The organism is Streptomyces sp. CoH27, from assembly GCF_020181035.1.
In the GTDB taxonomy this organism is placed as follows: Bacteria; Actinomycetota; Actinomycetes; order Streptomycetales; family Streptomycetaceae; genus Streptomyces; species Streptomyces camelliae.
This window is the reverse complement of record NZ_JAIQYY010000021.1, coordinates 137354-162447: the sequence shown is the minus strand read 5'-3', so window position 1 is coordinate 162447 and position 25094 is coordinate 137354. Positions and strand designations below refer to the sequence as shown.

The following is a 25094-nucleotide window of genomic DNA, read 5'->3' as shown; positions in this document are numbered from 1 at the left end:
TTGGGCACATGGCTTACGACGATCTTCGCTCCCTGCTCCGGGCGCTGGAGCGCGAGGGAGACCTCAAGCGCATCAAGGCCGAGGTCGATCCCTACCTGGAAGTCGGGGAGATCGTCGACCGGGTGCAGAAGTCCGGTGGACCGGCGCTGCTCTTCGAGAACGTGAAGGGCTCGGCGATGCCCCTCGCGATGAACGTGTTCGGCACCGACCGCCGCCTGCTGAAGGCGCTGGGCCTGAAGTCGTACGGCGAGATCTCCGAGAAGATCGGCGGGCTGCTGCGGCCCGAGCTGCCGCACGGCTTCGTCGGGGTGCGCGAGGCCTTCGGGAAGCTCGGCGCGATGGCGCACGTCCCGCCGAAGAAGATCAAGGAGGCCCCGGTCCAGGAGGTCGTGCTGCGCGGGGACGAAGTCGACCTCGACCGGCTCCCGGCGCTGTTCACCTGGCCCAAGGACGGCGGCTCCTTCTTCAACCTGGGGCTCACCCACACCAAGGACCCGGAGACGGGCATCCGCAACCTCGGGCTGTACCGCCTCCAGCGCCACGACAAGCGCACCATCGGCATGCACTGGCAGATCCACAAGGACAGCCGGAACCACTACCAGGTGGCGGCGAGGAGGGGCGAGCGGCTGCCCGTCGCCATCGCCTTCGGGTGCCCGCCCGCCGTGACGTACGCCTCCACCGCCCCGCTCCCCGGTGACATCGACGAATACCTCTTCGCCGGTTTCATCGCGGGCAAGCGGATCGAGATGGTCGACTGCAAGACGGTCCCGCTCCAGGTGCCGGCGAACGCCGAGGTCGTGCTGGAGGGCTGGCTGGAGCCGGGCGAGATGCTGCCCGAGGGTCCTTTCGGCGACCACACCGGCTTCTACACCCCGCAGGAGCCGTTCCCGGCGCTGAAGATCGACTGCGTGACGATGCGGAAGCGCCCGCTGCTCCAGTCGATCGTGGTGGGCCGGCCGCCGACGGAGGACGGCCCGCTGGGCCGGGCGACGGAGCGTTTCTTCCTGCCCCTCCTGAAGATCATCGTCCCGGACATCGTGGACTACCACCTGCCCGAGGCCGGCGGCTTCCACAACTGCGCGATCGTCTCGATCGACAAGAAGTACCCGAAGCACGCGCAGAAGGTGATGCACGCCATCTGGGGGGCGCACATGATGTCCCTCACCAAGCTGATCGTGGTCGTGGACTCCGACTGCGACGTGCACGATCTGCACGAGGTCGCCTGGCGGGCCCTCGGCAACACCGACTACGCCCGTGACCTCACGGTCGTCGAAGGCCCCGTCGACCACCTCGACCATGCCTCCTACCAGCAGTTCTGGGGTGGCAAGGCGGGCATCGACGCCACGAAGAAGTGGCCGGAGGAGGGGTACACGCGGGACGGGGGCTGGCCGGACATGGTCCTCTCCGACCCCGATACGGCGGCCCTGGTGGACCGCCGTTGGAAGGAATACGGACTGTGACCACCGCCGCTATCCAGCCGCCGGGACGTACGCGGGCCTTCCTGCGCCTGGTGATGATCGAGCACTCGGTCTTCGCGCTGCCCTTCGCCTACATCGCCTCCCTGACCGCGATGTATCAGTGGGACAAGAACATCCACTGGGCCCGGCTGCTGCTGGTCACGATCTGCATGGTCGGCCTGCGCACGTTCGCGATGGCGGTCAACCGGATCATCGACCGCGAGATCGACGCCCGGAACCCGCGCACGGCCCACCGTGAGCTGGTGACCGGCGCGATGTCGGTCCGCCACGCCTGGACGGGCGCCCTGATCGCGCTGGTGATCTTCCTGGGCGCGGCGGCTCTCCTGAACCCCCTGTGCCTGGCGCTGGCCCCGGTCGCGGTGATCCCGATGGTGGTCTACCCGTACGGCAAACGCTTCACGAACTTCCCGCAGGCCATCCTGGGCCTCGCCCAGGCGATGGGCCCGGTGGGTGGCTGGCTGGCCATCTCCGGTTCCTGGTCCTGGGACGCGGTGATCCTCGGCCTGGCCGTGGGCATCTGGATCGGCGGTTTCGACCTGATCTACGCCTGCCAGGACGTCGAGACCGACCGCGAGATCGGCGTCATGTCGGTCCCGGCCCGCTTCGGCATCCCGGCCGCGATCTGGGGTGCGCGGGCCTGCCACGCGGTGACGACGGCCCTGTTCGTCTGGTACGGCGTGGCCACGCACGCCGGCGCCTTCTTCTGGCTGGGCCTGGTGATCGTCGCAGGCGCGTTCGGCTACGAGCACCGCATTGTCCGCCCGCACGACTTGTCCCGCCTCAACAGGGCGTTCTTCTCGGTCAACGGCTTCATCGGAATCTGTCTCTTCGTCTGCGCGCTCATCGACCTCCTGGTCCGGGGGCTCACGCTGTAGCCCCTTCGGGTGATGGCGCTCGCTGCTGCCGGCCGCTGTCGGCACTGTCCGGCCGTCCCGTCATCGCCTGACCGTCCCCGCCGCCGCTCTCCCTGTCGGGCCCAAGGCGTCCCACCCGGCCTGAGGCCTGCCCGACCCACCGGTACGCTCAAGGTGTGAACGCAGGAGAAACGCAGCGCGTGCCTTGGATCGTGGGGGTGTCCGGAGCTTCCGGGACGCCCTATGCGGCGGCGGTGCTGCGTGCGCTGCTGGGGGCGGGGGAGGCGGTGGACCTGGTGGTCAGCCGGGCCTCGCGGCTCACCCTGCTGGACGAGACGGGGATCTCGTTCCGGGACGCCCACTGGCAGGACGACCTGCGGGAATGGCTGGGCCGGGGGGCCGACGGCAAGCCCCACACCTTCGACGTGGACCTCGGTGGGGTGCGGTACTGGAGCGCGGGCGACCTCGCGGCCGGGCCGTCCTCGGGGTCGTACCGCTCGAAGGGCATGCTCATCGTGCCCGCCTCCACCGCCTGCGTGGCGGGTGTGGCGCTCGGGCTGTCCAAGGACCTCCTCCAGCGCACGGCGAGCGTGACCCTCAAGGAGCGCCGCACGCTGGTCGTGGCCGTACGGGAGGCTCCGCTGAACGGCCAGACGCTGCGTCACCTCGTCGCGCTGGACGACGCCGGCGCCATCGTCGTACCGGCCTCGCCCGCCTTCTACGCGGGCGCCACCCACATCCAGGACCTGGTGGACTTCGTCGCCGGGCGGGTGCTGGACGCGGCGGGCGTCGAGCACGGCCTGTACCGGCGGTGGCGGGGCGAACTGGGCGGCGGCGCGGCAGCCGACTAGCGGTACCCATCTCTCATCAACTTCGGAACTCTGCACCGGAAGGCTTCGATCGCATGGACGCGGTGGACAGGCAGCTCATCCAGGCCCTGAGGGAGAACGGCCGGGCCTCGTACGCGGAGCTGGGGCGCCTCGTCGGCCTGTCGGGACCCAGCGTCACCGACCGCATCAACCGGCTGGAGGCGGCCGGTGTCATCACCGGCTACCGGGCCACGGTGAACGCGGCCTCGCTCGGCCTCGGCGTCACCGCGCTGATCGGCATCTCGCTGTCCGACGCCGCCGACCACGAGGACGTCGCCCAGCGGCTGCGGGACCTGCCGGAGATCGAGGACTGCTGGTTCATCGCCGGCGACGACTCCTACATGCTCAAGGTGCGGGCGGCCGACGTGGACGGCCTGGAGCGGATCATCCGCCGGCTCAGCGGGACCAAGGGCGTCTCGCGGACCCGTACCACCATCGTGCTGTCCACCAAGTGGGAGAACCGGGTCGGGGAACTTCCGGAAGAGGTCTAGGGATACCGTGGGGCGAGCTGTCGAGGAAAGGTGTGGGCATGGACGTCGGGCTCAAGCGCGAGCTGGAGGAGAAGGTCCGTTCCGGTGAGCGGCTGACCCGCGAGGACGGCATCGCGCTGTACGAGTCGGACGACCTGGCCTGGCTCGGCGGTCTCGCGCACGAGGTGCGGACCCGTAAGAACGGTGACGTCGTCCACTTCAACGTCAACCGGCACCTCAACATGACCAACGTGTGCACGGCCTCCTGCGCCTACTGCTCGTTCCAGCGCAAGCCGGGCGAGAAGGACGCGTACACGATGCGCATCGAGGAGGCCGTCAAGCTCGCCAAGGCGATGGAGTCGGAGAACCTCACCGAGCTGCACATCGTCAACGGCCTCCACCCGAACCTGCCGTGGCGGTACTACCCGCGCTCGCTGCGTGAGCTGAAGGCCGCCCTGCCGCACGTCTCGCTGAAGGCCTTCACGGCCACGGAGATCCACCACTTCGAGACGATCAGCGGGCTGTCGGCCTCCGAGATCCTGGACGAGCTGATCGACGCCGGTCTGGAGTCGCTGACCGGCGGCGGCGCCGAGATCTTCGACTGGGAGGTCCGGCAGCACATCGTGGACCACCGCACCCACTGGGAGGACTGGTCCCGGATCCACCGCCTGGCCCACGAGAAGGGTCTGAAGACCCCGTGCACCATGCTGTACGGCCACATCGAGGAGCCCCGGCACCGCGTCGACCACGTCCTGCGCCTGCGCGAGCTCCAGGACGAGACGAACGGCTTCCAGGTCTTCATCCCGCTGCGCTACCAGCACGACTTCGTGGACATGAAGGACGGGAAGGTACGCAACCGGCTCCAGGCCCGCACCCAGATGGCGACCGGCGCCGAGGCCCTCAAGACCTTCGCCGTCTCCCGGCTGCTCTTCGACAACGTCCCGCACGTGAAGGTCTTCTGGGTGATGCACGGCGTGCAGACCGCCCAGCTGGCCCTCCAGCACGGCGCGGACGACATGGACGGCTCGGTCGTCGAGTACAAGATCACGCATGACGCGGACAACTTCGGCACCCCGAACAAGCTGACCCGCGAGGATCTGCTGGAGCTGATCCGGGACGCCGGCTTCCGCCCGGTGGAGCGCAACACGCGCTACGAGATCATCCGCGAGTACGACGGCCCGGACCCGGCCCGCCGGGACTCCCCGCAGCCGATGCGGGTGTGAGGAATTCCCTGGAAGGGGCATGCGGGTAATAGATACCATCCCTGCATGCCCCTTACCTTCACGCTCGACCCCGTCGTCACCCCCGGCCTGCGCGACGGCTTCCTCGACCTGTGGACGGACGTCTCCAACGCGGGCGGGGCCGTCGGTTTCGTGCCGCCGGTGACGCGTGAGGACATCCGCCCCGAGGTCGTTCGCTATCTCGCCCAGCTCGCCGAGGGCCGCACCCGGCTGCTCGCCGGACACGACGAGGAGGGGCGCCTCGCCGCGACCGCGTTCCTCACCCTCAACACGCACCGGCTGATGACGCACTGGCTGTGGCTGTACACGGTCATGGTCCACCCGCGGCACCAGGGCCAGGGGTACGGCCGTGACCTGCTCGCGGCCGCCGCCGACGCGGCCCGCACCATCGACGGCATCGAGGCGATCCGGCTGACCTGCCGGGGCGGCCTGGGCCTGGAGCGGTTCTACGCCTCCTGCGGCTACAAGGAGGTCGGCAGAGTGCCCGGCGCCATCCGGGTCGCGCCCGGTGACGACCGCGACGACATCACTCTGCTGCTGCCCCTCGCCTGACCCCCCTGCAAGATCGCCCTCCGGGCGTGTTTCACTGGACGCTGACCCTTTTGGAATCGGACGAGTGGATTGAGATGCTCCGCTACACGCTGATGCGCCTCGGCGTCTTCGCCGGCTGCCTCGTGGTCGTCTGGGGAGCCGTCTACTCCGGCATCTTCCCGCGCGGTTTCGGCGACTCCAACTTCCTGTGGGTGCTGCTGCTCTCCCTGATCCTGTCGGCGCCGATCAGCTGGGTGGTGCTGCGCAGGGAGCGGGAGCGGGCCTCGGTGCAGATCGTGACCAAGGTCGACCGGATGAAGGCCAACCTGGAGGCGAACCGCAGCCAGGAGGACCTCGCCGACGACAGCGCCCGCGCGCAGGGCGAGGCGGCGACCTCCAACCAGCTGTCCAACTAGTCTTGCCCTCATGGGCGGGGCGAGGACCAAGCGGATGCCGCGTGCGGTGCGGGAGCAGCAGATGCTCGACGCAGCCGTGCAGATCTTCGGCCGGCGTGGCTACATGGTCGCGTCGATGGACGAGATAGCCGAACTGGCGGGCGTCTCCAAGCCGTTGGTCTACCTGTATCTGAACTCCAAGGAAGACCTCTTCACCGCCTGCATCCGCCGGGAGGCCGCCGCACTGACGGAGGCGGTGCGCGCCGGGGTCCGCCCGGACCTGCCCGCCGACCGCCGGCTGTGGGACGGCCTGCTCGCCTTCTTCGCCCACACCGCCGAGCACCCCGAGGCCTGGTCCATCCTCCACCTCCATGCCCGCACCCACGGCGAGCCCTTCGCCGCCGAGGTCGCCGCGATGCGCGCGGAGATCGTCGCCTTCGTCACCCGTCTGGTGGCCGTCGCCGCCCGCGAGGCCCATGGGGATCCCGACCTCCCGGAGGACGAGGTGGCGGGCCTGGCGGAGGCGCTGGTGGGGGCGGCGGAGTCGCTGGCCACGTGGGCCAACGCGACACCGGGGGTCACGGCCCGGCAGACGGCGGGCACGTTGATGAACTTCGCGTGGGCGGGGCTGGGCAATCTGATGGCCGGCAAACGGTGGGTGCCTGAGCCGACCTGAGGGGTGTCCCTAGCTCACCTCCCCGATCAGGTGCAGTCGCCCCCCGTCCCCCCGCAGCTCGAAGCGACCGGACCCGTCCGCCCCGTAAGCCACCGTCCCGGGCAGCAGCACCGGCGCCAGAAACCTCGCCCGCACCCGCTCCCCGGCAAAGCCGCCCGCGGCCAGACAGCGGGCCACCGTCCACATGCCGTGCGCGATGGCCCGGGGGAAGCCGAAGAGGCGGGCGGTGAGGGGGTGGAGGTGGATGGGGTTGCGGTCGCCGGAGGCCGCGCCGTACCGGCGTCCGATGTCCCCGGCGAGCCGCCACTCGGCGACGACGGGCAGCGGGGGAGACCCTTGGCGTTCCCGGCGCTCGGCGGGCCGCTCCGTGTGATGCCGGGCGAGATACGTACTGCGTGACTCCCACACGACGTCACCGCCCGCCGCCAGCTCGGTGACCACCGTGGCCTCGGTGCCGCGTCGGTGCGGGGCCAACCCCGCCACGTGTACGGCGAGTTGGTACTCGCCCGTCGCCGGTACGGCGGCATGCCGGACGATGTCGATCGAGGTGTGCACCAGGCCCAGCAGCGGCAGCGGGAAGGCGCGGGCGCTCATCAGCCGCATGGCCGGCGGGAAGCCGAGGATGTGCGGGTAGGTCACGGGGAGGGCGGTCTCGCCGGTGGGGAAACCGCAGATCCGCTCGTAGGCGGTCACGTGGGCGAGGTCGATACGGATCCCGGGCAGCACGAGCCGGGTGCGCGGGAAGTCCGCCTCGGGGGAGGGGCGTTTGAACGGCGAGCGCAGGGCGCCCGTTATGAGATACAGCAACTCGTCTGTCATGTCCTGCCCCCAAAACGCTTACTCGGGAGTAAGGTTACCGCTGGTAAGTCTAACGTGAGTGCCTGTCACAAAAACCCCGAGGTTGCACATCCCCGACCCCGGACCATCCCCGAACCCGCACAACCCCCTCACAGTGGGCCCGTACGATCACCTGCCTAACCAGCGGTAACTCCTTTCTGTCGAGGCCCACCGCAGGTGTCTGCACGCCAGAGGAGCCGCCCGTGTCCACTCCGTACCCGAACGCCCCCGCCTCCTCCCCGGCCCCCGTCATCGCCGTCGACTACGACGGCCGCCCGGTCCTTGTGGAACCCTGGATCCAGCGACTCGACGGCGCCGTACGGGAGGTGCACGTACCGCCGTTCAAGCTTCCCGTCACCCACGGCTCGCTCGCGGACCTGCCGTTCGAGAACGCCGAGTCGGCGCCCGGCCAGATCGTGCTCAGCCGCCGTATGCCGGACGGGCGTTGGGAGGACGTGACCGCCGCCGACTTCGCCGGGCAGGTGCTCGCGGTGGCCCAGGGGCTGATCGCCGAGGGGCTGGTGCCGGGCGACCGGATCGCCGTCATGGCCCGGACCCGGTACGAGTGGACGGTGCTCGACTTCGCCGCCTGGGCGGCCGGTCTCGTCACCGTGCCCGTCTACCCGACCTCCTCCGTCTTCCAGACCCGCTGGATCCTGCACGACTCCGGCGCCCGCGCCCTCGTCACCGAGACCGCCGCCCAGGCCGCCGCCATCGGCCCCGAGCTGCCGCACCTGCCGGACCTGCGGCATCTGTGGGTGATGGACAAGGAACACGTGATCCGGCTCGCGGAAGCCGGCGCGCAGGTGCCGGAGAGCGAGGTCGCGGTGCGGCGCGGCATGCTGGGGCCCGACACCCTCGCCACGCTCATCTACACCTCCGGCACCACCGGCCGCCCCAAGGGCTGCGCGCTCTCCCACGGCAACTTCTTCGCCGAGGTGGACAACGCCATCGAGCTCCTCTACCCGGTCTTCAAGGCGCAGGACGAGGACCCGTCGGTGCTGCTGTTCCTGCCGATGTCCCATGTGTTCGGGCGGATGGTGGCCATCGCGTGCATCCGGGCCCGGGTGCGGCTCGGGCACGCGCCGAGCCTCGCCGCCGAGGATCTGCTGCCGGACCTCGCCGCCTTCAAGCCGACCGCCCTGCTGACCATCCCTTACATGCTGGAGAAGGTCTACAACTCGGCCCGCGCGAAGGCGGAATCGGGCGGGCGGGTCACCGTCTTCGACCGGGCGGCGGCGGTCGCCGTGCGCTACGGCGAGGCGCTGGAGGCCCGGCAGACCGGCACCGGCGGCGGCCCGGGCCGCTCACTGAAGACGGCCCGCACCTTCTACGACCCGCTCGTCTACCGCAAGATCCGCTCCGCGATGGGGGGAAGGGTCCGCCACATCATCTGCGGCGGCTCCCCGCTCGGCCGGCGCCTCGCCGCGTTCTACGCCGGCGCCGGCATAGAGATCTTCGAGGGGTACGGCCTGACGGAGACCACCGCCGCCACGACCTGCACCCCGCCGCTCAAGCCCCGCCTGGGCACGGTCGGCTGGCCGATGCCCGGCACCCGCATCCGGATCGCGGCCGACGGCGAGATCCTGGTCGCCGGCGACCACGTCCTGCGCGGCTACTGGGATCCCGCGGCCGGCGGTGTCGTACCCGCGACCCGGGACGGCTGGCTGGCGACCGGCGACATCGGCGAGCTGGACGACGACGGCTACCTCACCATCACTGGCCGCAAGAAGGAGCTGCTGATCACGGCGGGCGGCAAGTCGGTGGCCCCGGCCCCGCTGGAGAACTGGCTGCGCCAGCACCCGCTGATCTCCCAGGTCATGCTGGTCGGCGACGGCCGCCCGTTCGTCTCCGCGCTGATCACCCTCGACCCCGACGGCATCACCCACTGGCGCCAGATGATCGGCAAGCACCCCGTCCCGCCGGAACTCCTCGTCGGCGACCCGGAGTTGGAGGCGGTCCTGCAACGCGCGATCGACGAGGCCAACAAGATGGTCTCGCGCCCCGAGTCCATCCGCCGCTTCGCCGTCCTGCCCCGGGACTTCAGCGAGACGGAGGGGCATCTCACCCCCTCGATGAAGCTCCGCCGCGAACAGATCATGCAGGACTTCGCGCGCGAGGTGGAGGGGTTGTACGACACGGCCCGGTGAGAGCGTTCCGTGCGGCCTTTCCCGGTGCCGGCCTTGCCGGTGCGGGCCTTGCCGGCGAGCGGTCGGCACCCGCTCCCCGGCCGGCTCACGCCTGACGTCCGGACGCCCGGCGTGATGCGGGGAGCGGGTTGCCGCCTGGGTCGGTCGCGGCCCGGTACCGATCCTCGTACCGGGCCTGAGGCTCAGTCAATCCTTGGGTTTCCTCGGCAAACCCCAGTGTTAGCTTGGGTCTTGTGACCCTCGAAGACCTGCGTGTGTTCGTGGCCGTGTGCCGGGCCGGCAGCCTCTCCTCCGTCGCCCGGGACCTCGGCCGCACCCAGTCCGCCGTCAGCCAGCACGTCAAACGCCTGGAGCGGGAGACGGGCGTGGCCCTGCTGGAGCGCCGGCCGCGCGGGGTCGTGCCGACGCAGGCCGGGCGGATCCTGGAGGCCGCGGCCGCCGAGGGCATCTCCGGGCTCGACCTCGCCGTACGGCAGCTGCGCGATCTGCTCGACGGGCACAGCGGGCACGTCCGCGTGGCCACCGGAGCCACCACCGTGCGGCACTTCATGTCCGACGCGGTCGTCGCCTTCCGCCGCCGGCACCCCCGGGTCAACCTGGAGTTTCGCACGGTCAGTTCGGGCCGCGGCACCTTCGACGCGCTCGCCGACGGCACCCTCGACCTGGCCTGGATCACCCTCGGCCCGCCGGTGCGGGGCATCGAGCAGCGGCCCGTGGTCGAGCTGCCATGGGTGCTCGCCGTCCCGGCCGGCGACCCCCTGGCCGTCCGGTCCCGGCTCGACCCCGCCGAGCTGGCCGACGTCCCGCTCATCCGGCTGCCGCCGAACTCCGCCTCCGCCGCCCATCTGGAGGCCGCCTGCGCCGAGTCGGGCGCCCGGTTCGCCTACGACGCCTCCGTCGCGGACTGGGACACCGCGCTGCTCCTCGCCGAACTGGGCGCGGGCCGGGCCGTCGTACCCGCCGTACCCGGACTGCCCGTGCCCGGCGAGGGACCGCTGCGGCTGATACCGCTGCCGGGGCTGCGGCCCCTGCTGGTCGGCTGGGCGGTGCGCCGCTGGGACGCGCTCAGCCCGCCCGCCCGGGCCTTCGCGGACACGGTGCGCTTCCAGGGCGGCCTTCCAGGCGGCTTCTAGGCGGCTTTTAGGCGGTTTTCTGGGCGAACAGGAAGGCCTGGGGGACCTTCTCGTCGAGCCGCTCGTCGGGCTCGCGGACCGTGCGGGACAGCAGGGTGAAACCGGCGGCCGTGAGCAGCTCGGCCATGGTGTCCGGGCTGCGGCGGAGGAAGTCCAGCGTCACCGGGTGGCCGAAGGGACGCTCCAGGCGGCGGGGCTCCTCCCCGCACTGGAAGGCGAGCAGGAGCCGGCCGCCGGGCGCCAGGACCCGGCGGAACTCCGCGAAGAGCGCCGGGAGCCGGTCTGTGGGGGTGTGGATGGAGGAGTACCAGGACACGACACCGGCGAGCGTGCCGTCTGCCAGGCCGAGCTCCAGCATCGAGCCCTGCTCGAAGCGCAGCCCGGGGTTCTCACGCCGGGCGACCGCCAGCATGGACGCGGACAGGTCGAGCCCGAAGACGTCGAGCCCGAGCGAGGCGAGCCGCGCGGTGACCCGCCCGGGCCCGCAGCCGAGGTCCGCCACCGCAGCGCCCGGCCCCACCAGCTCCGCGTACAGCCCGAGCAGCGCGCGCTCCAGCGGCCGCTGGGTGTACTCCCCCTGGAAGTGGGCGGCGTAGTCGTCGGCGATGGCGTCGTAGAAGGTGCGGGTGGCGGTCAGGAAGTCCTGGGTGTCGGTCATGGGCAGGGACCGTAGCGCGGGGGACTGACAGTGCCCGGGAGAGCCGCGGTGCACAACAGTGGCCGGGAGAGCCGCGGTGCACAACAGTGCCCGGGAGAGCCGCGGTGCACAACAGTGCCCGGGAGAGCCGCGGTGCACAACAGTGCCCGGGAGAGCCGCGGTGCACAGGGGCTAGGCGACTCCCGCGAGGCGCAGCAGGGCCGTCGTGGCCGCCGCCCCCACGACCACCACCACGAACGGTGCCCTCTTCCACGCCAGCAGGCCGCCCACCAGCACCCCGGCCGGCCGGGCCCATCCGGCGAAGCCGCCGCTCTCGGTCAGTGCGCCCGTGGCCAGCAGGGCGACGAGCAGGACGACGGCCCCGGCCGAGGCCAGCTCCTGCACCCGGGCGGGTATCTCGACCCGTCCGTGCAGCACCGGCCCGACCAGCCGGAAGGCGTACGTCCCGACGGCGAGGGCCAGGATCACGACGACGGTGGCGTTCACAGGGCGGCCTCCTCACGGGCCGGTCCGGCGGGTCCGGCGGGTCCGGCCGGTTCGGCGGGTTCGGCGGGTCGTACCGGACCGGCGGCCGGTTTCCGGTGCAGGACGAGTCCGGCCAGGGCGAGCAGCACCGGCACCCCGGCCGGTACGGCGGGCGTCACGGCCAGGGCGAGCGCGGCGCCGAGCAGGGCGCAGCGCCGTACCGCCGCGTCCGCGCGCAGGGTGGGCAGGACCAGGGCGATCAGGACGGCGGGGAACGCGGCGTCCAGGCCGTAGCGGGCGGTGTCGCCGAGTGCGCCGCCGGCCAGCGCGCCCGCCAGCACGCCGGTGTTCCACACGGCGAACAGGCCGAGCCCGGAGATCCAGAACGCGCGCCGCTGCCGTACCGGATCGCTCTGGGCGAGCGCGAAGGCGACCGTCTCGTCGGTGACGAGGTGGGCGCCCAGGAAGCGGGCCGCGCGGCTGGTGCCGAGGATCTCCGCCACGGCGAGGCTGAACGCGGCGGTACGGGTGTTGAGGAGCAGCCCGGTGGCCGCCGCCGCGAGCGGGCCGCCCCCGGCGAGCAGCACGCCGACCGCGCTGAACTGGGCCGATCCCGCGTACACCACCACGGACATCAGTACCGGCACCCACAGCGGCAGCCCGCCGGCGACCGAGACCGCGCCGAAGGAGACGCCGACGATGCCACTGGCCAGCCAGACCAGCGAGCTGTCGCGGAGCAGGGAGCGGTCCCCGGACAGGGCGGGAGGCGTCCGGGGTGTCGAGGGTGTTCGTTGTAGCGAACGCATGTTCTCTACAATGGACAGCAAGCGCCCTGTTCGTCAAGGCGAACGATCGTACCGATGGAGCGAACGAGATGTCCGAGGTGCCCGCCCGGCTTCCGATGGAGTGGATCGCCGCGTCCCTCAAGCGCGAGCGCGCCCGCGCCGGGCTGTCCCTGTCCGAGCTGGCCAAACGGGCCGGAATCGCCAAGTCCACGCTGTCCCAGCTGGAGGCGGCGGGCGGGAATCCGAGCATGGAGACGATCTGGGCGCTCGCGGTCGCGCTCGGGGTGCCGTTCAGCGTGCTCGTCGAGCCGCCCGTGCCCGGCGTGCAGGTGATCCGCGCCGGCGAGGGACCCACGGTCCATTCCGAGCAGTCCAGCTATCTGGCCAGCCTGCTCTCCGCGAGCCCGCCGGGCGTCCGCCGGGACATCTACTACGTGTGGCTGGAGCCGGGAACCGTACGGGATTCCGATCCGCACATTCCGGGGACGACGGAACACATCGTCGTCAGTGAAGGGAAGGTCAAGGCCGGGCCACGCGGAGAAGGCGTGGAGCTGGGTCCGGGGGACTACATGTCGTATCGCGGAGATGTCCCGCACGCGTACGAGGCGCTCGCCGCCGGAACGAAGTTCGTCCTGATCATGCAGCACATGTGAGGCGGCGGCCGGAAGCGGCGACCGGAAAAGGCAGGAGCCCCGTCGCCTTACGGCGTGGGGCTCCTTGGGTACTGCACTCAGGTTCTGCGATCAGGCAGTGATCAGACGGGGGTGACGTTCTCCGCCTGCGGACCCTTCGGGCCCTGCGTCACGTCGAAGGAGACCTGCTGGTTCTCCTCCAGGGAACGGAAGCCCTGGGCGTTGATCGCGGAGTAGTGAACGAAGACGTCGGGGCCGCCGCCCTCCTGGGCGATGAAGCCAAAGCCCTTTTCGGCGTTGAACCACTTAACGGTTCCGGTAGCCATAAGCCCTCCTTGGGCTCAAAAGGGTTGCCCTGCTCCAGAACCTGCACGTGCGAAACGGTGCTGCACAACTGCATTCGTCTGAAAACGACGAGAGCCCGCGGTCACATGCTCCGCAGGCTCTGTACTGCAAGGGAAACCAAACTGCAACTTGCGGCGAGCCTAGCACGCAGGCAGCCGAAAGCAATAGAGGTCAAGATCACTTCACCCGGATGTTTGAACGTCTGCTAGTCCGTTCGACGGCGGGGTCGGTCCGAGCACCGTACAGCACGGGGTCTAGTCTCGCGATGTGGACCATTCCCGCACCCGGCCGCGCGTCGGCCACATCCAGTTCCTGAACTGCCTGCCCCTCTACTGGGGGCTCGCGAGAACCGGCACGCTCCTCGACTTCGAGCTGACCAAGGACACCCCGGAGAAGCTGAGCGAGCGGCTCGTGCGTGGCGATCTCGACATCGGTCCCATCACCCTCGTCGAGTTCCTGCGCAACGCCGACGACCTCGTCGCCTTCCCCGACATCGCCGTGGGCTGCGACGGTCCCGTCATGTCCTGCGTGATCGTCTCGCAGGTCCCCCTCGACCGCCTGGACGGCGCCCGGGTCGCCCTCGGCTCGACCTCCCGCACCTCGGTCCGGCTGGCCCAGCTGCTGCTCGCCGAGCGCTACGGCGTCCAGCCCGACTACTACACCTGCCCGCCCGACCTCAGCCTGATGATGCAGGAGGCCGACGCGGCCGTCCTGATCGGGGACGCGGCCCTGCGGGCCAACCTGCTCGACGCCCCGCGCTACGGCCTGACCGTGCACGACCTGGGCGCGCTGTGGAAGGAGTGGACCGGGCTGCCGTTCGTCTTCGCGGTGTGGGCGGCGCGCCGGGACTACCTTGAGCGCGAGCCGGCGCTCACCCGTGAGGTGCACAGCGCCTTCCTCGACTCCCGCAACCTCTCCCTGGAAGAGGTCGACAAGGTCGCCGAACAGGCCGCCCGCTGGGAGGCCTTCGACGAGGCGACCCTGGCCCAGTACTTCACCACCCTCGACTTCAGCTTCGGCGCCCCGCAGCTGACGGCCGTCGCCGAGTTCGCCCGCCGGGTCGGGCCCACGACGGGTTTCCCGGCGGACGTGAAGGTGGATCTGCTGCGGCCGTGACGCGGGTCGGCACCGGGTTGCCGCCCGGCAGACGCCACCAGGCTGCTGTCCGGGCGGCGCCGGGTCGCTAACCTGCTCTCCAGGAGGCGTTGGGGGGAGCGTGCGCCATGCGGCAGCTGGAAGCCGACGAACCGGCCACCGTCGGGCCCTACCGGCTGCTCGGCCGGCTCGGTTCCGGTGGGATGGGCCGGGTCTACCTCGGCCGCAGCGCGGGCGGCCGGACGGTCGCCGTGAAGATCGTGCACCCGCACTTCGCGCTGGACGACGAGTTCCGCGCCCGCTTCCGGCGCGAGGTGGCGGCCGCCCGCCGGGTCGGCGGCGCCTGGACCGCGCCCGTCCTGGACGCCGACCCCGACGCCCCGGTGCCCTGGGTGGCCACCGCCTACGCGGCCGGCCCGTCCCTCGCCGCGGCCGTCACCGACACCGGCCCGCTGCCCGCGCACACCGTACGGGCCCTGGGCGCGGGCCTCGCCGAGGCGCTCACGGCCGTCCACGAACTGGGCCTGGTCCACCGGGACGTGAAGCCGTCCAACATCCTGCTGACCGTCGACGGCCCGTTGCTGATCGACTTCGGCATCGCCCGCGCCATGGACGGCACGGCGTCCCTGACCTCCACCGGTGCGTCGATCGGCTCTCCCGGCTACATGGCGCCCGAGCAGATTCTCGGCAAGGGCATCACGGGCGCGGCCGACGTCTTCTCCCTCGGCGCGGTCCTCGCCCACGCGGCCACCGGCGAACCCCCCTTCCGCGGCGACACCTCGGCCGCGCTGCTCTACAAGGTCGTCCACGAGGAGCCCGAACTCGACTCCCTCGGCGCCGGGTTGCGGGAGGTGGTCGCCGCCTGCCTGGCCAAGGACCCGGCGGCCCGGCCCGCCCCCGCCGAGGTGAGCCGCCGGCTCGCCCCCGAAGGCGCCGCCCGCCTGATCGCCGGCGGCTGGCTGCCGGGCCCCCTGGTGGAACAGGTCAGCCGCAGCGCCGTACACCTGCTGAACCTGGACACGGGGGAGACGGTGCACTCGGGGCCGGTGGCTTTCGAGAGTGCTTCGGTGGACGCCGCCGTCGCTCCGGAGATCCCCGTCGTCCCGGGGACCGGGGCCTTCGGTCCTCCTCCCGTGATGCATCCCGGGGGGTCTCTCGGGGGCTCCTTCGGCGGCCCCTTCGGCGGCCCCTCGGGAGTGCCCGCCGATGTCCCCCCGCCGCCCGCCGTACCGCCCGCTGTGCCGGCCGGCGTACCGCCCGCTGTGCCGGCCGGCGTACCGACCGCAGTGCCGGCCGGCGCGGCGCCGTCGCCCGATGCCACGGTCCCCGGAGTCTCGCGGCCCGGCCGGGTCTCCGTCAGCGTCGCGGCGAACTCCGCTCCGGGGGACGGCGGCCTGGGGCGGCGGCTGAGCTGCACGGTGGTGCTCGCCGTCGCCGGGGCGATGGCCGTGGGAACCCTGGCCATCGGCGTGCTGCGTCCCTGGGCCCAGGGCGGCCACGACACGAGCGCCGGCGCCATCCCGTCCCACGCCCCCAGCGCCTCGGCGCCGACCGAAGACCCCGGCAGCGGCAGCACCGGCGGTGGCGGCAGCACCGGGGGCGGCGACGTCAACGGCGGTGGCAACGGCACGGGTTCCCGGCCCGGCGTGATCCCGGCCCGCTACCTCGGCACCTGGGAAGGCCAGGCCACCGGCCTCGGCGGCACGCTGCCCATGGGCACGTTCCGGCTCACCGTCCACCAGGCGGCGGTGGGGCAGAAGCTGGGACAGCTGCGGCAGACCGACCAGATCGGCGGCGTGTGCACCGACATCCTCACCCTGAAGAAGGTGACGAAGACACAGCTCCTCGCGACCTCGGCCGGCTCCCCGGACAACCCCGGGCACTGTGTACCGACCCCCCATCAGGTGGAGTTGACCCCGGTCGGCGACGATCTGACGTTCACGTCGGACAGTTCGGCCGAGGGCAACCCGGTGGCGCGCCTGTCGAAGGCCGGGAACGGGGCCGGATGAGCACGGGCGCACTGGCGGCCGCCGCCGCGCTGTGGGGCGCGCCGGCCGGCGCCCTGCTGCCCCGCGCCGCCCACCGCTTCGCCGTACCGCCGGAGGAGCCCTGGCGGGACCACTGCCCGGCCGGGCACCCGATCCGGGGGTGGGTGGGGACGACGGGCTGCGGAACCTGTGGCCGCAAGGGCGAGGGCGTCCGCACCGCCGTCGTCACCGCCCTCACCTGCGCCGCCCTCGCCGCCGCCACCGGCGCCCGCCCCGAGCTGGTGGCGTGGCTGCTGCTCGCGCCCGTGGGTGTGCTGCTGGCCGTGGTGGACGTGCGGGTGCGGCGGCTGCCCGACCCGCTGACCCTGCCGCTCGCCCCGGCCGCCCTCGCCCTGCTGGGCCTCGCCGCCCTGCTGCCCGGCCACGCCGGCCACTGGCCCACCGCGCTCTACGGCGCCCTCGCGCTCGGCGCCGGCTACTACGTGCTGCACCTCGTCAACCCGGCCGGCATGGGCTTCGGCGATGTGAAGCTGGCGTTGGGCACGGGCGCCGCGCTCGGCTGGTACGGCTGGTCCACCGTGCTGCTCGGCGCCTTCGCCGGGATCCTGCTGGGCGCGCTCTACGGCGGTGCGCTCGTCGCCGTACGGCGCGCCGGGCGCGGATCGGCGATCGCATTCGGCCCGTTCCTTCTGGCGGGCGCCCTGGCCGGACTCCTGCTGGGCGCGCACACGGCCTGAGGTCGGCGGGCAAAAACCCCTGGCGTAGGCTGGTCCGGTCCGTCCACAACCTTGACGAACCCTGCGAAAGGCACGCCGGTGACCGAGAAGGCCGACCTCACCTCTTTTGATGTCACAGCCGTCCTCGACCGTGCCGCCGCCGGTGGCCGGATCACCGCCGAGGAGGCGCTCGCCCTCTACCGCGACGCGCCCCTGCACGCGCTGGGCGCCGCCGCCGACGCCGTGCGCCGCCGTAAGTACGCCGGGACCGAGCACATCGCGACGTACATCATCGAGCGCAACATCAACTACACGAACGTGTGTGTCACGGCGTGCAAGTTCTGCGCCTTCTACGCGGCCCCCAAGGACAAGGACAAGGGCTGGACCCGCGACCTCGACGACATCCTGCGCCGGTGCGCGGAGACCGTCGAACTGGGCGGCACCCAGATCATGTTCCAGGGCGGCCACCACCCGGACTACGGCGTCGAGTACTACGAGAAGCACTTCAAGGCCATCAAGGACGCCTTCCCGCAGCTGGTGATCCACTCGCTGGGCGCGTCCGAGGTGGAGCACATGGCCCGGATCAGCGGAGTGTCGGTCGAGGAGGCCATCACCCGGATCCACGCGGCGGGCCTCGACTCCTTCGCCGGCGCCGGCGCGGAACTGCTCCCCGAGCGCCCCCGCAAGGCCATCGCGCCGCTGAAGGAGTCCGGCGAGCGCTGGCTGGAGATCATGGAGACCGCGCACCGGCTGGGCGTGGAGTCCACCTCGACCATGCTGATGGGCACGGGCGAGACGAACGCCGAGCGCATCGAGCACCTGCGGATGATCCGGGACGTCCAGGACCGCACGGGCGGCTTCCGCGCCTTCATCCCGTACACCTACCAGCCGGAGAACAACCACCTGAAGGGCCGCACGCAGGCCACGATCTTCGAGTACCTGCGGATGATCGCGATCGCCCGTCTCTTCCTCGACAACGTCCAGCACATCCAGGGCTCGTGGCTGACCACGGGCAAGGAGGTCGGCCAGCTGTCGCTGCACTACGGCGCGGACGACCTCGGCTCGATCATGCTGGAGGAGAACGTGGTCTCCTCGGCCGGCGCCAAGCACCGCTCCAACCGCCTGGAGATCATCGACCTGATCCGCAAGGCGGGCCGCGTCCCGGCGCAGCGCGCGACGACGTACGAGCACCTCGTCGTCCACGACGACCCGGCGAACGATCCCGTCGACGACCGCGTGGTCTCCCACATCTCCTCCACAGCCATCGAGGGCGGCACGGCCCACCCCGAGCTGAAGCTGCTCTCCGCCAACTGACCCCGTCGTGCTGACACTTCACCTCGCCGAGCGGTCTCCCGAGGCGGCTGTTCTGGTCGACGGGGACTCCGTCGCCGCGGTCGGCCCGTACGAGGAACTGGCCGCCGCCGAACCCCGGGCGAGAGTGCGGCGCTGGCCCGGCATCCTCACCCCGGGGCTGCTGAACCCGTACGGTCCGGAGCTGCTGGAGGGCACCTACCATCCCGACCCGCGCGAGGCCGACGTCCTCGGCACCGAGCCCATCGGCGGGGTGCGGGCGAGGGAGATCTTCCGCGCTGATCCCGCGCGCCTCGGCGCGAGCGCGCGACGTGGGGTGCAGCGGATGCTGGCGCACGGCACGGTGGCGGTGGCCGGGGAGCTGCGGTCGCGGGTCGTGGTCGACGCCGTGCGCAGGGCCGGGCTCGCGGTGGGGCAGCGGCCCGACCGCCTTCCCGGCCCGGCGGCGCTGTCCCCGACCCCGCTGATCCTGCTGCCGCGGCTCGTCCCGGGCGGGCCCGCCCGCTTCGCCGTGTTCGACGTCGCGGACCGCGCCGAACTGGTCCGCCGCGGCGCCGGCACCTGCGTGGCGACCGTGATCGGCGGGCGCCTGGTGTACCGCCGCCGCTGAAACCGAGGCTGCTGCCGGGACGCTGTACCCCCTGCTGCCACAATGGGCGGGTGACCCGCGCATCCCTGGACAAGCAGCCGCACGAAGTCGCCTCGATGTTCGACAACGTGGCGGAACGGTACGACCTGACGAACGACGTGCTGTCGCTCGGCCAGGACCGGCGCTGGCGCAAGGAGGTGGCGAAGGCGGTCGACGCGCGTCCCGCGCAGAAGGTCCTCGACCTCGCGGCCGGTACGGCGACCTCCTCGCTGCCGTTCGCGCGGACGGGCGCGTACGTCGTCCCCTGCGACTTCTCGGTCGGGATGCTCCAGGTCGGCAAGAGGAAGCACACCTGGCTGCCGTTCACGGCCGGGGACGCGACGAAGCTGCCGTTCAAGGACGACACCTTCGACGCCGTGACGATCTCCTTCGGGCTGCGCAACGTCCAGGACACGGACACGGCCCTGCGCGAGATGTACCGGGTGACCCGCCCCGGCGGCCGCGTGGTGATCTGCGAGTTCTCGACGCCGACGTGGGCGCCGTTCCGCACCGTCTACACCGAGTACCTGATGCGGGCGCTGCCGCCGGCCGCCCGCGCGGTGTCCTCGAACCCGCACGCCTACGTCTATCTCGCCGAGTCCATCCGTGCCTGGCCCGACCAGCCCGCCCTCGCCGAACGGCTGCGCAAGGCGGGCTGGTCGAAGGTGGCGTGGCGCAACCTCACCGGCGGTGTGGTCGCACTGCACCGGGGCTTCAAGGAGAGCTGAGACCCCGCTGGTGCGGCGGTGCGGTCTAGCGGTTGATCATCTCGAACGTGTCGCCCGGCTCGCCGAGTTCGCGCCGGATCCCGCCCGTCGGCGGCCGTGGGATGCGTGGCTCGCGCACGCCTCCGCCGCCCTCGCCCTCGCCGAAGTCGAACCACACGTACACCATCGAGTCCGGCGGCACCTCGGCGCCGGGCTGCGGATACTGGCGTACGACGTAGTCGACGACGGTGAGATGGAAGTCCGGGCGGTCCGGCGCGTTGAGGAACAGGCCCCGCGCCTGGGCCGTTTCGCGCGCGTCCACGGCCATCAGTCCGACCAGCCGCGGCACGCGCACTTCGGGTGTTTTGGGTGTTATGCGCACAGATGTCACCCCCAGCGGTACTGGAAGGGTAACTCCCGTGCGCCCGACCCGGAAGGCTCCGGTGTCTTTCTGTAACAGACGACTACTGTCCGTGATGGACGGCTTCCTGGTGAAGGGTGAGCCGGAAGCAGAGCGCCCGCTCGTCCAGCGTGGGGTGCGGATAGGTCTCCGCAGGGCGCATGCCAAGCCGGCGGGTCACCGCGATCGACCGCTCGTTGCCCGGCCGTACCACCGCCACCACTTCCCTGATCCCGGCCGTCCGCACCCGCTCCAGGGTCTCGCGCGCGGCCGCGGTGACGTACCCCTTGCCCCAGTGCTTCCGGCCGAGCCGCCAGCCGATCTCTGTCTCGCCGACCGGACCCCAGCCGGGCCGCCAGGGCTGGGCGCCGGTGAAACCGATGACCTCGCCGTCCGCGTCGAGCATCGTCCACAGACAGAAGCCGTGCTCGGCGTCGTGCCGCCGCTGACGCGCGGTGAGTTCCTCGTAGACGGACAGGGCCGCCGCCTTGCCGCCGTAGAACTCCATGACCTCGGGATCGTCGAAGACCCGGTGCCAGGCGACCGCGTCCTCGTGCGTGGGGACGCGCAACCGTACCGCGGGGAGAGGTCCGTTCACAGGGCAGCCCTTCAGCCGGGTGATCAATTCTGCTGAATAGACTGCCCATGTCCAGTGCCGGTCGGCACGCAGATTTCGAACTTGGGGAGATCCCGCCGTGACCGTCGTGAAGGAGCCCCTCTCCGAGAACAACGCCGACGTGATCGTCGTCGGCGCGGGGCCGGCCGGCTCCACGACCGCGTACCACCTCGCCAAGGCCGGTCTCGACGTCCTGCTCCTGGAGAAGACCGAGTTCCCGCGCGAGAAGGTGTGCGGCGACGGCCTCACCCCGCGCGCGGTCAAGCAGCTCGTCGCCATGGGCATCGACATCTCCGAGGAGGCCGGCTGGCTGCGCAACAAGGGCCTGCGCATCATCGGCGGCGGCTCCCGCCTCCAGCTGGACTGGCCGGATCTCGCCGCCTACCCGAACTACGGACTCGTCCGCAAGCGCGACGACTTCGACGAGCAGCTCGCCCGCAACGCCCAGAAGGCGGGCGCGCGGTTGTACGAGCGCTGCAATGTGAGCGGCCCGGTCGTCGACGACCGCACCGGCCGCATCACGGGCGTCACCGCCAAGCTCGGCGAGGAGAAGCGCGAGGTCACCTTCCACGCGCCGCTGGTCGTCGCCGCCGACGGCAACTCCACCCGGCTGTCCCTCGCGATGGGCCTGCACCGCCGCGAGGACCGCCCGATGGGCGTCGCGGTGCGCACCTACTTCACCTCGCCCCGCCACGAGGACGACTACCTGGAGTCCTGGCTGGAACTGTGGGACCGCCGCGGCGCCCAGGACCGGCTGCTGCCCGGCTACGGCTGGATCTTCGGCATGGGCGACGGCACGTCCAACGTCGGCCTCGGCGTCCTCAACACCTCCGCCTCCTTCAAGGAGCTGGACTGGCGCGAGATCCTCAAGGCCTGGTGCGCCTCCATGCCGGAGGACTGGGGCTACACCCCGGAGAACATGACCGGACCCATCCGCGGCGCCGCCCTGCCGATGGCCTTCAACCGCCAGCCGCACTACACGCGCGGGCTGCTGCTCGTCGGCGACGCCGGCGGCCTGGTGAACCCCTTCAACGGCGAGGGCATCGCCTACGCCATGGAGTCCGGCCAGATCGCCGCCGACGTCATCGTCCAGGCCCACGCGCGGGCCACGCCCGCACAGCGCGAGATCGCCCTGCAGCGCTACCCGCGCGTCCTCAAGGACACCTACGGCGGCTATTACACCCTCGGCCGCGCCTTCGTGAAGCTCATCGGCAACCCGAAGGTCATGCAGATCGCCGCCCAGCGCGGCCTCACCCACCCGATGCTGATGAAGTTCACCCTCAAGCTCCTGGCGAACCTCACCGACCCCACGGGCGGCGACGCGATGGACCGCATCATCAACGGCCTGAGCAAGGTGGCCCCGAAGGCGTGAGCCCCTGCTAGCCCCGGCTCAGCTCCCCGGCCCGAGTGGCCCGGCGGGCGAACACCTCGTCCCGCCGGTCCGCCATCTGCCTGAGCGCGTCCTTCTTCTCCCGCTTGGACAGCCGGTCCAGATAGACGTGCCCGTAGGTGTGGTCGGTCTCGTGCGCCAGGCAGCGGGCGAAGTACCCCGTGCCCTCGATGACGAGCGGGTTGCCGTCCTTGTCCTGCCCGCGCACGACGGCCCGCTCCGGCCGCGGTACGGCCATCACGGCACCCGGCACCGACAGACAGCCCTCGCCCTCGTCGAGCAGCCGCCGCCCGCTCGACAGCGTCTCCAGCACCGGATTGACCATGTGTCCGACATGCCGGACTCCGTCGTCATCGGGGCAGTCGTACACGAAAAGGCGCAGATCGACCCCGACCTGATTCGCCGCCAGTCCCGCACCCTCGGCGACGTACATGGTGAGGAACATGTCGTCGATGAGCGCGGCGAGGTCGGGTCCGAACTCCGTGACATCCCGGCACGGCTTGTGCAGGACCTCCTCGCCGACCTCGGTGATCCGCCGTACCGCGCCACGCCCGGCCTCGGGGGCGTGACGGGGGTAGTAGTCGGCGGGGCTTCCCTGGACGAACACGCGTGGCATCGCGCGGTCTCCTTCGCTCGTGGACGGACCGCCGGACGGCGGCCCGAGCCGAGCATGTCAGGTACGGCCGGCCTGACGCACGGGAGGGCCCGGGGGAACGGCGCAAGGGCCGCTGCCCCTGAGCGGCTGCGGCCCTACGCGCGTCGAAAGGTGCGGGATGCCCTCAGAGCACCCGCACGGCGCCGGTCGGCGGGTCGTACGACAGCGGGTGCTCCCCGACGCCGCTGGAGGGGTTCTGCGCGCCGACGAACATGCCGTCGCCCACGTACACCGCGACGTGGTACGCGCTGCCCGCGCTGCCCCAGTACAGGATGTCGCCCGGCTGGAGGTTGCTCAGCGAGACCTGGGTGCCGGCCGTCGACTGGTCCTGGGAGACGCGCGGCAGGCTGACGCCCACCTGCTTGAAGGCCGTCTGCACCAGACCGGAGCAGTCGTAGGCGGAGGGGCCGGTGGCACCGGAGACGTAGGCCTTGCCGATCTGCGCCTTCACGAAGCTGACCACGGCGGCGGCCGAACCGGTCGCCGTGGAGGAGCCGGTGGAGGACGACGAGTCGGTGCTCGACGACGCGGAGAGGACCGTGCGCTCCGCGTTGCGCGAGGCGCGCGCGGCGGCCTGGATGCGGGCCTCCTCGTCGGCCTTCTTCTTGGCCTCCGCGGCCTTCTGCTTCGCCTCGGCCAGGTCCGCCTTGGCCTGCTTCGCGGCATTCGCGGCGGCCGCGTCTCGCTCGGCCTGCAGCTGGTAGTTCGCGGCGGCCTGCTGCGTGGCGTCCGCGGTCTGGGCCGCCTGGGCGGCCAGGTCGGCCGTCAGGGTGGGCAGTTCGAGGGTCTGCGTCACCGGCTCGGCCGCGTTCGCCGAGCCGGACGCCCCGGCGACTGCCAGGGTGCTGAGGACGCCACCGGCAACTCCGGCCCGCATCGCGAGGGTCGACGCGCTGCGGCGGGGCTTCCGGTGGCTGCGTATGTGAGCGGTGTGGGACATGGGAACAACCGGTATCAGGGGCTCCTTCATATCTTCAAGAAACGTGTCCTGCGCCACAGTTGCTCAATCGAGACTTTAAATGCCGGGCGTGTCGCTCTTTATTGACGCCGTAACGGACATTGCGGACTGCGGTGATCAAGCCCTTGATCACGCTCTTTGATCATTACGCCCGAATTGCCCCCGACCTACCACTGGTTGCGGTCGTTGGCCAAGCCCGGTTCTCGGGGGCCTCTCGTCGGTGTGGCGGAGGTCACGGAACGGTTACCGGAATGGCGGCGTCCCCTGCGCACAGGAAATGACGGCACCCCTGCACGCGGAGCTCGTGAACGCGCGCACACGTCCGGCCGCCGTCCACATCGCGCCCCGCGCTCCCCCTGATGTGTGAACGCGGTCCTCTATCAAGGAGTCGCGTCCAGCGCCAATTTGCATGCAGGCGAACTCTCTTGATATGGAGACGCCCCCTCCGGCCTGCGGCGACGAGCCGGAATGTCACTTCTAGTGATCAACTGAACGCTTCGCGTATGAAGATCACTCATCATCCGACTTCATGATCCTTCGTCAGGTGGTGGAGATCACAAAGCTTGTGGAATACCCCGTGTCGCAGATCACAGAGCGCCGGGCATAAGATGCGTGGCAGCTGGGCTTGTGACCTGCTTCACATGTTCTCGATCTTCGCCCGGGACGAGCGGGGTTCGGGGGACCGGTGAGGCCGGTGTGGGCCCTGTGCAACCGCCAGCAGTCAGCGCCGACTGAGAGGAGCGAGGAGCGGTGAACGCGTATGCGCCCATCCTCGTACTGGGAGCCCTCGGGGCAGGCTTTGCGATCTTCTCCGTGGTCATGGCCACGCTGATCGGTCCGAAGCGGTACAACCGCGCCAAGCTCGAAGCCTACGAGTGCGGTATCGAGCCGACCCCCACGCCGGCGGGCGGCGGGCGCTTCCCCATCAAGTACTACCTGACGGCGATGCTCTTCATCGTCTTCGACATCGAGATCGTCTTCCTCTACCCCTGGGCCGTCACCTTCGACGCCCTGGGGATCTTCGGGCTCGTGGAGATGCTGCTCTTCGTGCTCACCGTCTTCGTCGCGTACGCGTACGTATGGCGGCGCGGCGGCCTGGAATGGGACTGAG

General features: G+C 71.1%; 28 protein-coding genes. 19 read left to right on the top strand and 9 right to left on the bottom strand.

Annotated elements, in window-relative coordinates:
- The first annotated feature begins 8 nt into the window (after window positions 1-8).
- The 8 genes from LE548_RS32245 (at window position 9) to LE548_RS32210 (ending at window position 6514) form a co-directional block, all read left to right on the top strand.
- Window positions 9-1460, top strand: a complete 1452-nt coding sequence (locus LE548_RS32245) for a menaquinone biosynthesis decarboxylase (protein WP_225100545.1) — start codon at window positions 9-11, stop codon at window positions 1458-1460.
- Entirely contained in the window at window positions 1448-2353 is a 906-nt protein-coding gene (mqnP, locus tag LE548_RS32240; protein WP_225100584.1) for a menaquinone biosynthesis prenyltransferase MqnP, read from the top strand. The genes LE548_RS32245 and mqnP overlap by 13 nt, the downstream gene beginning before the upstream one ends.
- Before the next feature lie 179 nt (window positions 2354-2532).
- Window positions 2533-3183, top strand: a complete 651-nt coding sequence (locus LE548_RS32235) for a UbiX family flavin prenyltransferase (RefSeq protein ID WP_225100544.1) — start codon at window positions 2533-2535, stop codon at window positions 3181-3183.
- Window positions 3184-3236: 53 nt separating this feature from the next.
- Window positions 3237-3692, top strand: a complete 456-nt coding sequence (locus LE548_RS32230; RefSeq protein ID WP_153539471.1) for an Lrp/AsnC family transcriptional regulator — start codon at window positions 3237-3239, stop codon at window positions 3690-3692.
- 38 nt (window positions 3693-3730) lie between these two features.
- Window positions 3731-4894, top strand: a complete 1164-nt coding sequence (gene mqnE, locus LE548_RS32225) for an aminofutalosine synthase MqnE (protein ID WP_225100543.1) — start codon at window positions 3731-3733, stop codon at window positions 4892-4894.
- Between the two features lie 45 nt (window positions 4895-4939).
- A complete protein-coding gene (locus LE548_RS32220; RefSeq protein WP_225100542.1) occupies window positions 4940-5464 on the top strand; it encodes a GNAT family N-acetyltransferase in 525 nt (174 codons plus the stop codon).
- A 74-nt stretch (window positions 5465-5538) separates the two neighbouring features.
- Entirely contained in the window at window positions 5539-5859 is a 321-nt protein-coding gene (locus tag LE548_RS32215) for a DUF4229 domain-containing protein (protein WP_225100541.1), read from the top strand.
- Window positions 5860-5869: 10 nt separating this feature from the next.
- On the top strand, window positions 5870-6514 hold the full coding sequence (locus LE548_RS32210) for a TetR/AcrR family transcriptional regulator (protein WP_225100540.1): 645 nt from the start codon (window positions 5870-5872) through the stop codon (window positions 6512-6514).
- Between the two features lie 9 nt (window positions 6515-6523).
- Here the strand turns inward: LE548_RS32210 and LE548_RS32205 are convergent, their stop codons facing one another.
- Window positions 6524-7333: a MaoC/PaaZ C-terminal domain-containing protein gene (locus tag LE548_RS32205; RefSeq protein WP_225100539.1), complete on the bottom strand. Its 810-nt coding sequence runs from the start codon at window positions 7331-7333 to the stop codon at window positions 6524-6526.
- Between the two features lie 221 nt (window positions 7334-7554).
- Between LE548_RS32205 and LE548_RS32200 the strand changes: the two genes are divergently transcribed.
- Both LE548_RS32200 and LE548_RS32195 read left to right on the top strand, forming a co-directional pair.
- Window positions 7555-9501: a long-chain fatty acid--CoA ligase gene (locus LE548_RS32200; RefSeq protein ID WP_374116196.1), complete on the top strand. Its 1947-nt coding sequence runs from the start codon at window positions 7555-7557 to the stop codon at window positions 9499-9501.
- Between the two features lie 233 nt (window positions 9502-9734).
- Window positions 9735-10634 (top strand): LysR family transcriptional regulator, encoded by a 900-nt coding sequence (locus tag LE548_RS32195; RefSeq protein ID WP_225100538.1) that lies wholly within the window; start codon window positions 9735-9737, stop codon window positions 10632-10634.
- Between the two features lie 7 nt (window positions 10635-10641).
- Here the strand turns inward: LE548_RS32195 and LE548_RS32190 are convergent, their stop codons facing one another.
- The 3 genes from LE548_RS32190 to LE548_RS32180 form a co-directional block, all read right to left on the bottom strand.
- Window positions 10642-11292, bottom strand: coding sequence for a class I SAM-dependent methyltransferase (locus tag LE548_RS32190; protein ID WP_225100537.1), 651 nt, complete (start codon window positions 11290-11292; stop codon window positions 10642-10644).
- Window positions 11293-11463: 171 nt separating this feature from the next.
- Window positions 11464-11778, bottom strand: coding sequence for an AzlD domain-containing protein (locus LE548_RS32185; protein ID WP_225100536.1), 315 nt, complete (start codon window positions 11776-11778; stop codon window positions 11464-11466).
- On the bottom strand, window positions 11775-12563 hold the full coding sequence (locus tag LE548_RS32180) for an AzlC family ABC transporter permease (protein ID WP_225100535.1): 789 nt from the start codon (window positions 12561-12563) through the stop codon (window positions 11775-11777). The genes LE548_RS32185 and LE548_RS32180 overlap by 4 nt, the downstream gene beginning before the upstream one ends.
- A gap of 68 nt (window positions 12564-12631) precedes the next feature.
- On the opposite strand from LE548_RS32180, the gene LE548_RS32175 reads away from it, so the two are divergent.
- A complete protein-coding gene (locus LE548_RS32175; protein ID WP_225100534.1) occupies window positions 12632-13195 on the top strand; it encodes a helix-turn-helix domain-containing protein in 564 nt (187 codons plus the stop codon).
- A gap of 101 nt (window positions 13196-13296) precedes the next feature.
- On the opposite strand, the gene LE548_RS32170 is transcribed toward LE548_RS32175, so the two are convergent.
- The gene (locus tag LE548_RS32170) at window positions 13297-13500 is read right to left on the bottom strand and encodes a cold-shock protein (protein ID WP_003974443.1); all 204 of its coding nucleotides are present in this window, start codon (window positions 13498-13500) and stop codon (window positions 13297-13299) included.
- A gap of 286 nt (window positions 13501-13786) precedes the next feature.
- Between LE548_RS32170 and LE548_RS32165 the strand changes: the two genes are divergently transcribed.
- The 6 genes from LE548_RS32165 (at window position 13787) to LE548_RS32140 (ending at window position 19985) form a co-directional block, all read left to right on the top strand.
- A complete protein-coding gene (locus LE548_RS32165; RefSeq protein ID WP_225100533.1) occupies window positions 13787-14635 on the top strand; it encodes a menaquinone biosynthetic enzyme MqnA/MqnD family protein in 849 nt (282 codons plus the stop codon).
- Between the two features lie 107 nt (window positions 14636-14742).
- Complete coding sequence (locus LE548_RS32160; RefSeq protein ID WP_225100532.1) at window positions 14743-16623, top strand: serine/threonine-protein kinase; 1881 nt, start codon at window positions 14743-14745, stop codon at window positions 16621-16623.
- Window positions 16620-17339, top strand: coding sequence for an A24 family peptidase (locus tag LE548_RS32155; protein WP_225100531.1), 720 nt, complete (start codon window positions 16620-16622; stop codon window positions 17337-17339). Before LE548_RS32160 ends, LE548_RS32155 begins: the two co-directional genes overlap by 4 nt.
- A gap of 78 nt (window positions 17340-17417) precedes the next feature.
- A complete protein-coding gene (gene mqnC / locus LE548_RS32150) occupies window positions 17418-18632 on the top strand; it encodes a cyclic dehypoxanthinyl futalosine synthase (RefSeq protein ID WP_225100530.1) in 1215 nt (404 codons plus the stop codon).
- Window positions 18633-18639: 7 nt separating this feature from the next.
- Window positions 18640-19239, top strand: a complete 600-nt coding sequence (locus tag LE548_RS32145; RefSeq protein WP_225100529.1) for a hypothetical protein — start codon at window positions 18640-18642, stop codon at window positions 19237-19239.
- A 50-nt stretch (window positions 19240-19289) separates the two neighbouring features.
- Window positions 19290-19985: a demethylmenaquinone methyltransferase gene (locus LE548_RS32140; protein WP_225100528.1), complete on the top strand. Its 696-nt coding sequence runs from the start codon at window positions 19290-19292 to the stop codon at window positions 19983-19985.
- 25 nt (window positions 19986-20010) lie between these two features.
- On the opposite strand, the gene LE548_RS32135 is transcribed toward LE548_RS32140, so the two are convergent.
- Window positions 20011-20319 carry a PASTA domain-containing protein gene (locus LE548_RS32135; RefSeq protein WP_225100527.1) on the bottom strand — a complete coding sequence of 103 codons (309 nt, stop codon included), beginning with the start codon at window positions 20317-20319 and terminating at the stop codon, window positions 20011-20013.
- A 109-nt stretch (window positions 20320-20428) separates the two neighbouring features.
- Window positions 20429-20962 carry a GNAT family N-acetyltransferase gene (locus tag LE548_RS32130; protein ID WP_225100526.1) on the bottom strand — a complete coding sequence of 178 codons (534 nt, stop codon included), beginning with the start codon at window positions 20960-20962 and terminating at the stop codon, window positions 20429-20431.
- Between the two features lie 97 nt (window positions 20963-21059).
- Here LE548_RS32130 and LE548_RS32125 point away from each other — a divergent pair, with 97 nt between their 5' ends.
- Window positions 21060-22352 (top strand): geranylgeranyl reductase family protein, encoded by a 1293-nt coding sequence (locus LE548_RS32125; protein ID WP_225100525.1) that lies wholly within the window; start codon window positions 21060-21062, stop codon window positions 22350-22352.
- A gap of 7 nt (window positions 22353-22359) precedes the next feature.
- On the opposite strand, the gene def is transcribed toward LE548_RS32125, so the two are convergent.
- Together def and LE548_RS32115 are read right to left on the bottom strand one after the other, a co-directional pair.
- On the bottom strand, window positions 22360-22986 hold the full coding sequence (def, locus tag LE548_RS32120; protein WP_225100524.1) for a peptide deformylase: 627 nt from the start codon (window positions 22984-22986) through the stop codon (window positions 22360-22362).
- A 163-nt stretch (window positions 22987-23149) separates the two neighbouring features.
- On the bottom strand, window positions 23150-23965 hold the full coding sequence (locus LE548_RS32115) for a C40 family peptidase (protein ID WP_225100523.1): 816 nt from the start codon (window positions 23963-23965) through the stop codon (window positions 23150-23152).
- Window positions 23966-24733: 768 nt separating this feature from the next.
- On the opposite strand from LE548_RS32115, the gene LE548_RS32110 reads away from it, so the two are divergent.
- Window positions 24734-25093 carry an NADH-quinone oxidoreductase subunit A gene (locus LE548_RS32110; RefSeq protein WP_003992243.1) on the top strand — a complete coding sequence of 120 codons (360 nt, stop codon included), beginning with the start codon at window positions 24734-24736 and terminating at the stop codon, window positions 25091-25093.
- Window position 25094: the final 1 nt, after the last annotated feature.

Coding starts and splice junctions, on each gene's coding strand:
- LE548_RS32245 (WP_225100545.1), top strand. CDS start 9: ATGGCTTACGACGATCTTCGCTCCCTGCTCCGGGCGCTGGAGCGCGAG.
- LE548_RS32230 (WP_153539471.1), top strand. CDS start 3,237: ATGGACGCGGTGGACAGGCAGCTCATCCAGGCCCTGAGGGAGAACGGC.
- mqnE (WP_225100543.1), top strand. CDS start 3,731: ATGGACGTCGGGCTCAAGCGCGAGCTGGAGGAGAAGGTCCGTTCCGGT.
- LE548_RS32220 (WP_225100542.1), top strand. CDS start 4,940: ATGCCCCTTACCTTCACGCTCGACCCCGTCGTCACCCCCGGCCTGCGC.
- LE548_RS32215 (WP_225100541.1), top strand. CDS start 5,539: ATGCTCCGCTACACGCTGATGCGCCTCGGCGTCTTCGCCGGCTGCCTC.
- LE548_RS32210 (WP_225100540.1), top strand. CDS start 5,870: ATGGGCGGGGCGAGGACCAAGCGGATGCCGCGTGCGGTGCGGGAGCAG.
- LE548_RS32205 (WP_225100539.1), bottom strand. CDS start 7,333: ATGACAGACGAGTTGCTGTATCTCATAACGGGCGCCCTGCGCTCGCCG.
- LE548_RS32190 (WP_225100537.1), bottom strand. CDS start 11,292: ATGACCGACACCCAGGACTTCCTGACCGCCACCCGCACCTTCTACGAC.
- LE548_RS32180 (WP_225100535.1), bottom strand. CDS start 12,563: ATGCGTTCGCTACAACGAACACCCTCGACACCCCGGACGCCTCCCGCC.
- LE548_RS32175 (WP_225100534.1), top strand. CDS start 12,632: ATGTCCGAGGTGCCCGCCCGGCTTCCGATGGAGTGGATCGCCGCGTCC.
- LE548_RS32170 (WP_003974443.1), bottom strand. CDS start 13,500: ATGGCTACCGGAACCGTTAAGTGGTTCAACGCCGAAAAGGGCTTTGGC.
- LE548_RS32160 (WP_225100532.1), top strand. CDS start 14,743: ATGCGGCAGCTGGAAGCCGACGAACCGGCCACCGTCGGGCCCTACCGG.
- LE548_RS32155 (WP_225100531.1), top strand. CDS start 16,620: ATGAGCACGGGCGCACTGGCGGCCGCCGCCGCGCTGTGGGGCGCGCCG.
- def (WP_225100524.1), bottom strand. CDS start 22,986: ATGCCACGCGTGTTCGTCCAGGGAAGCCCCGCCGACTACTACCCCCGT.
- LE548_RS32115 (WP_225100523.1), bottom strand. CDS start 23,965: ATGTCCCACACCGCTCACATACGCAGCCACCGGAAGCCCCGCCGCAGC.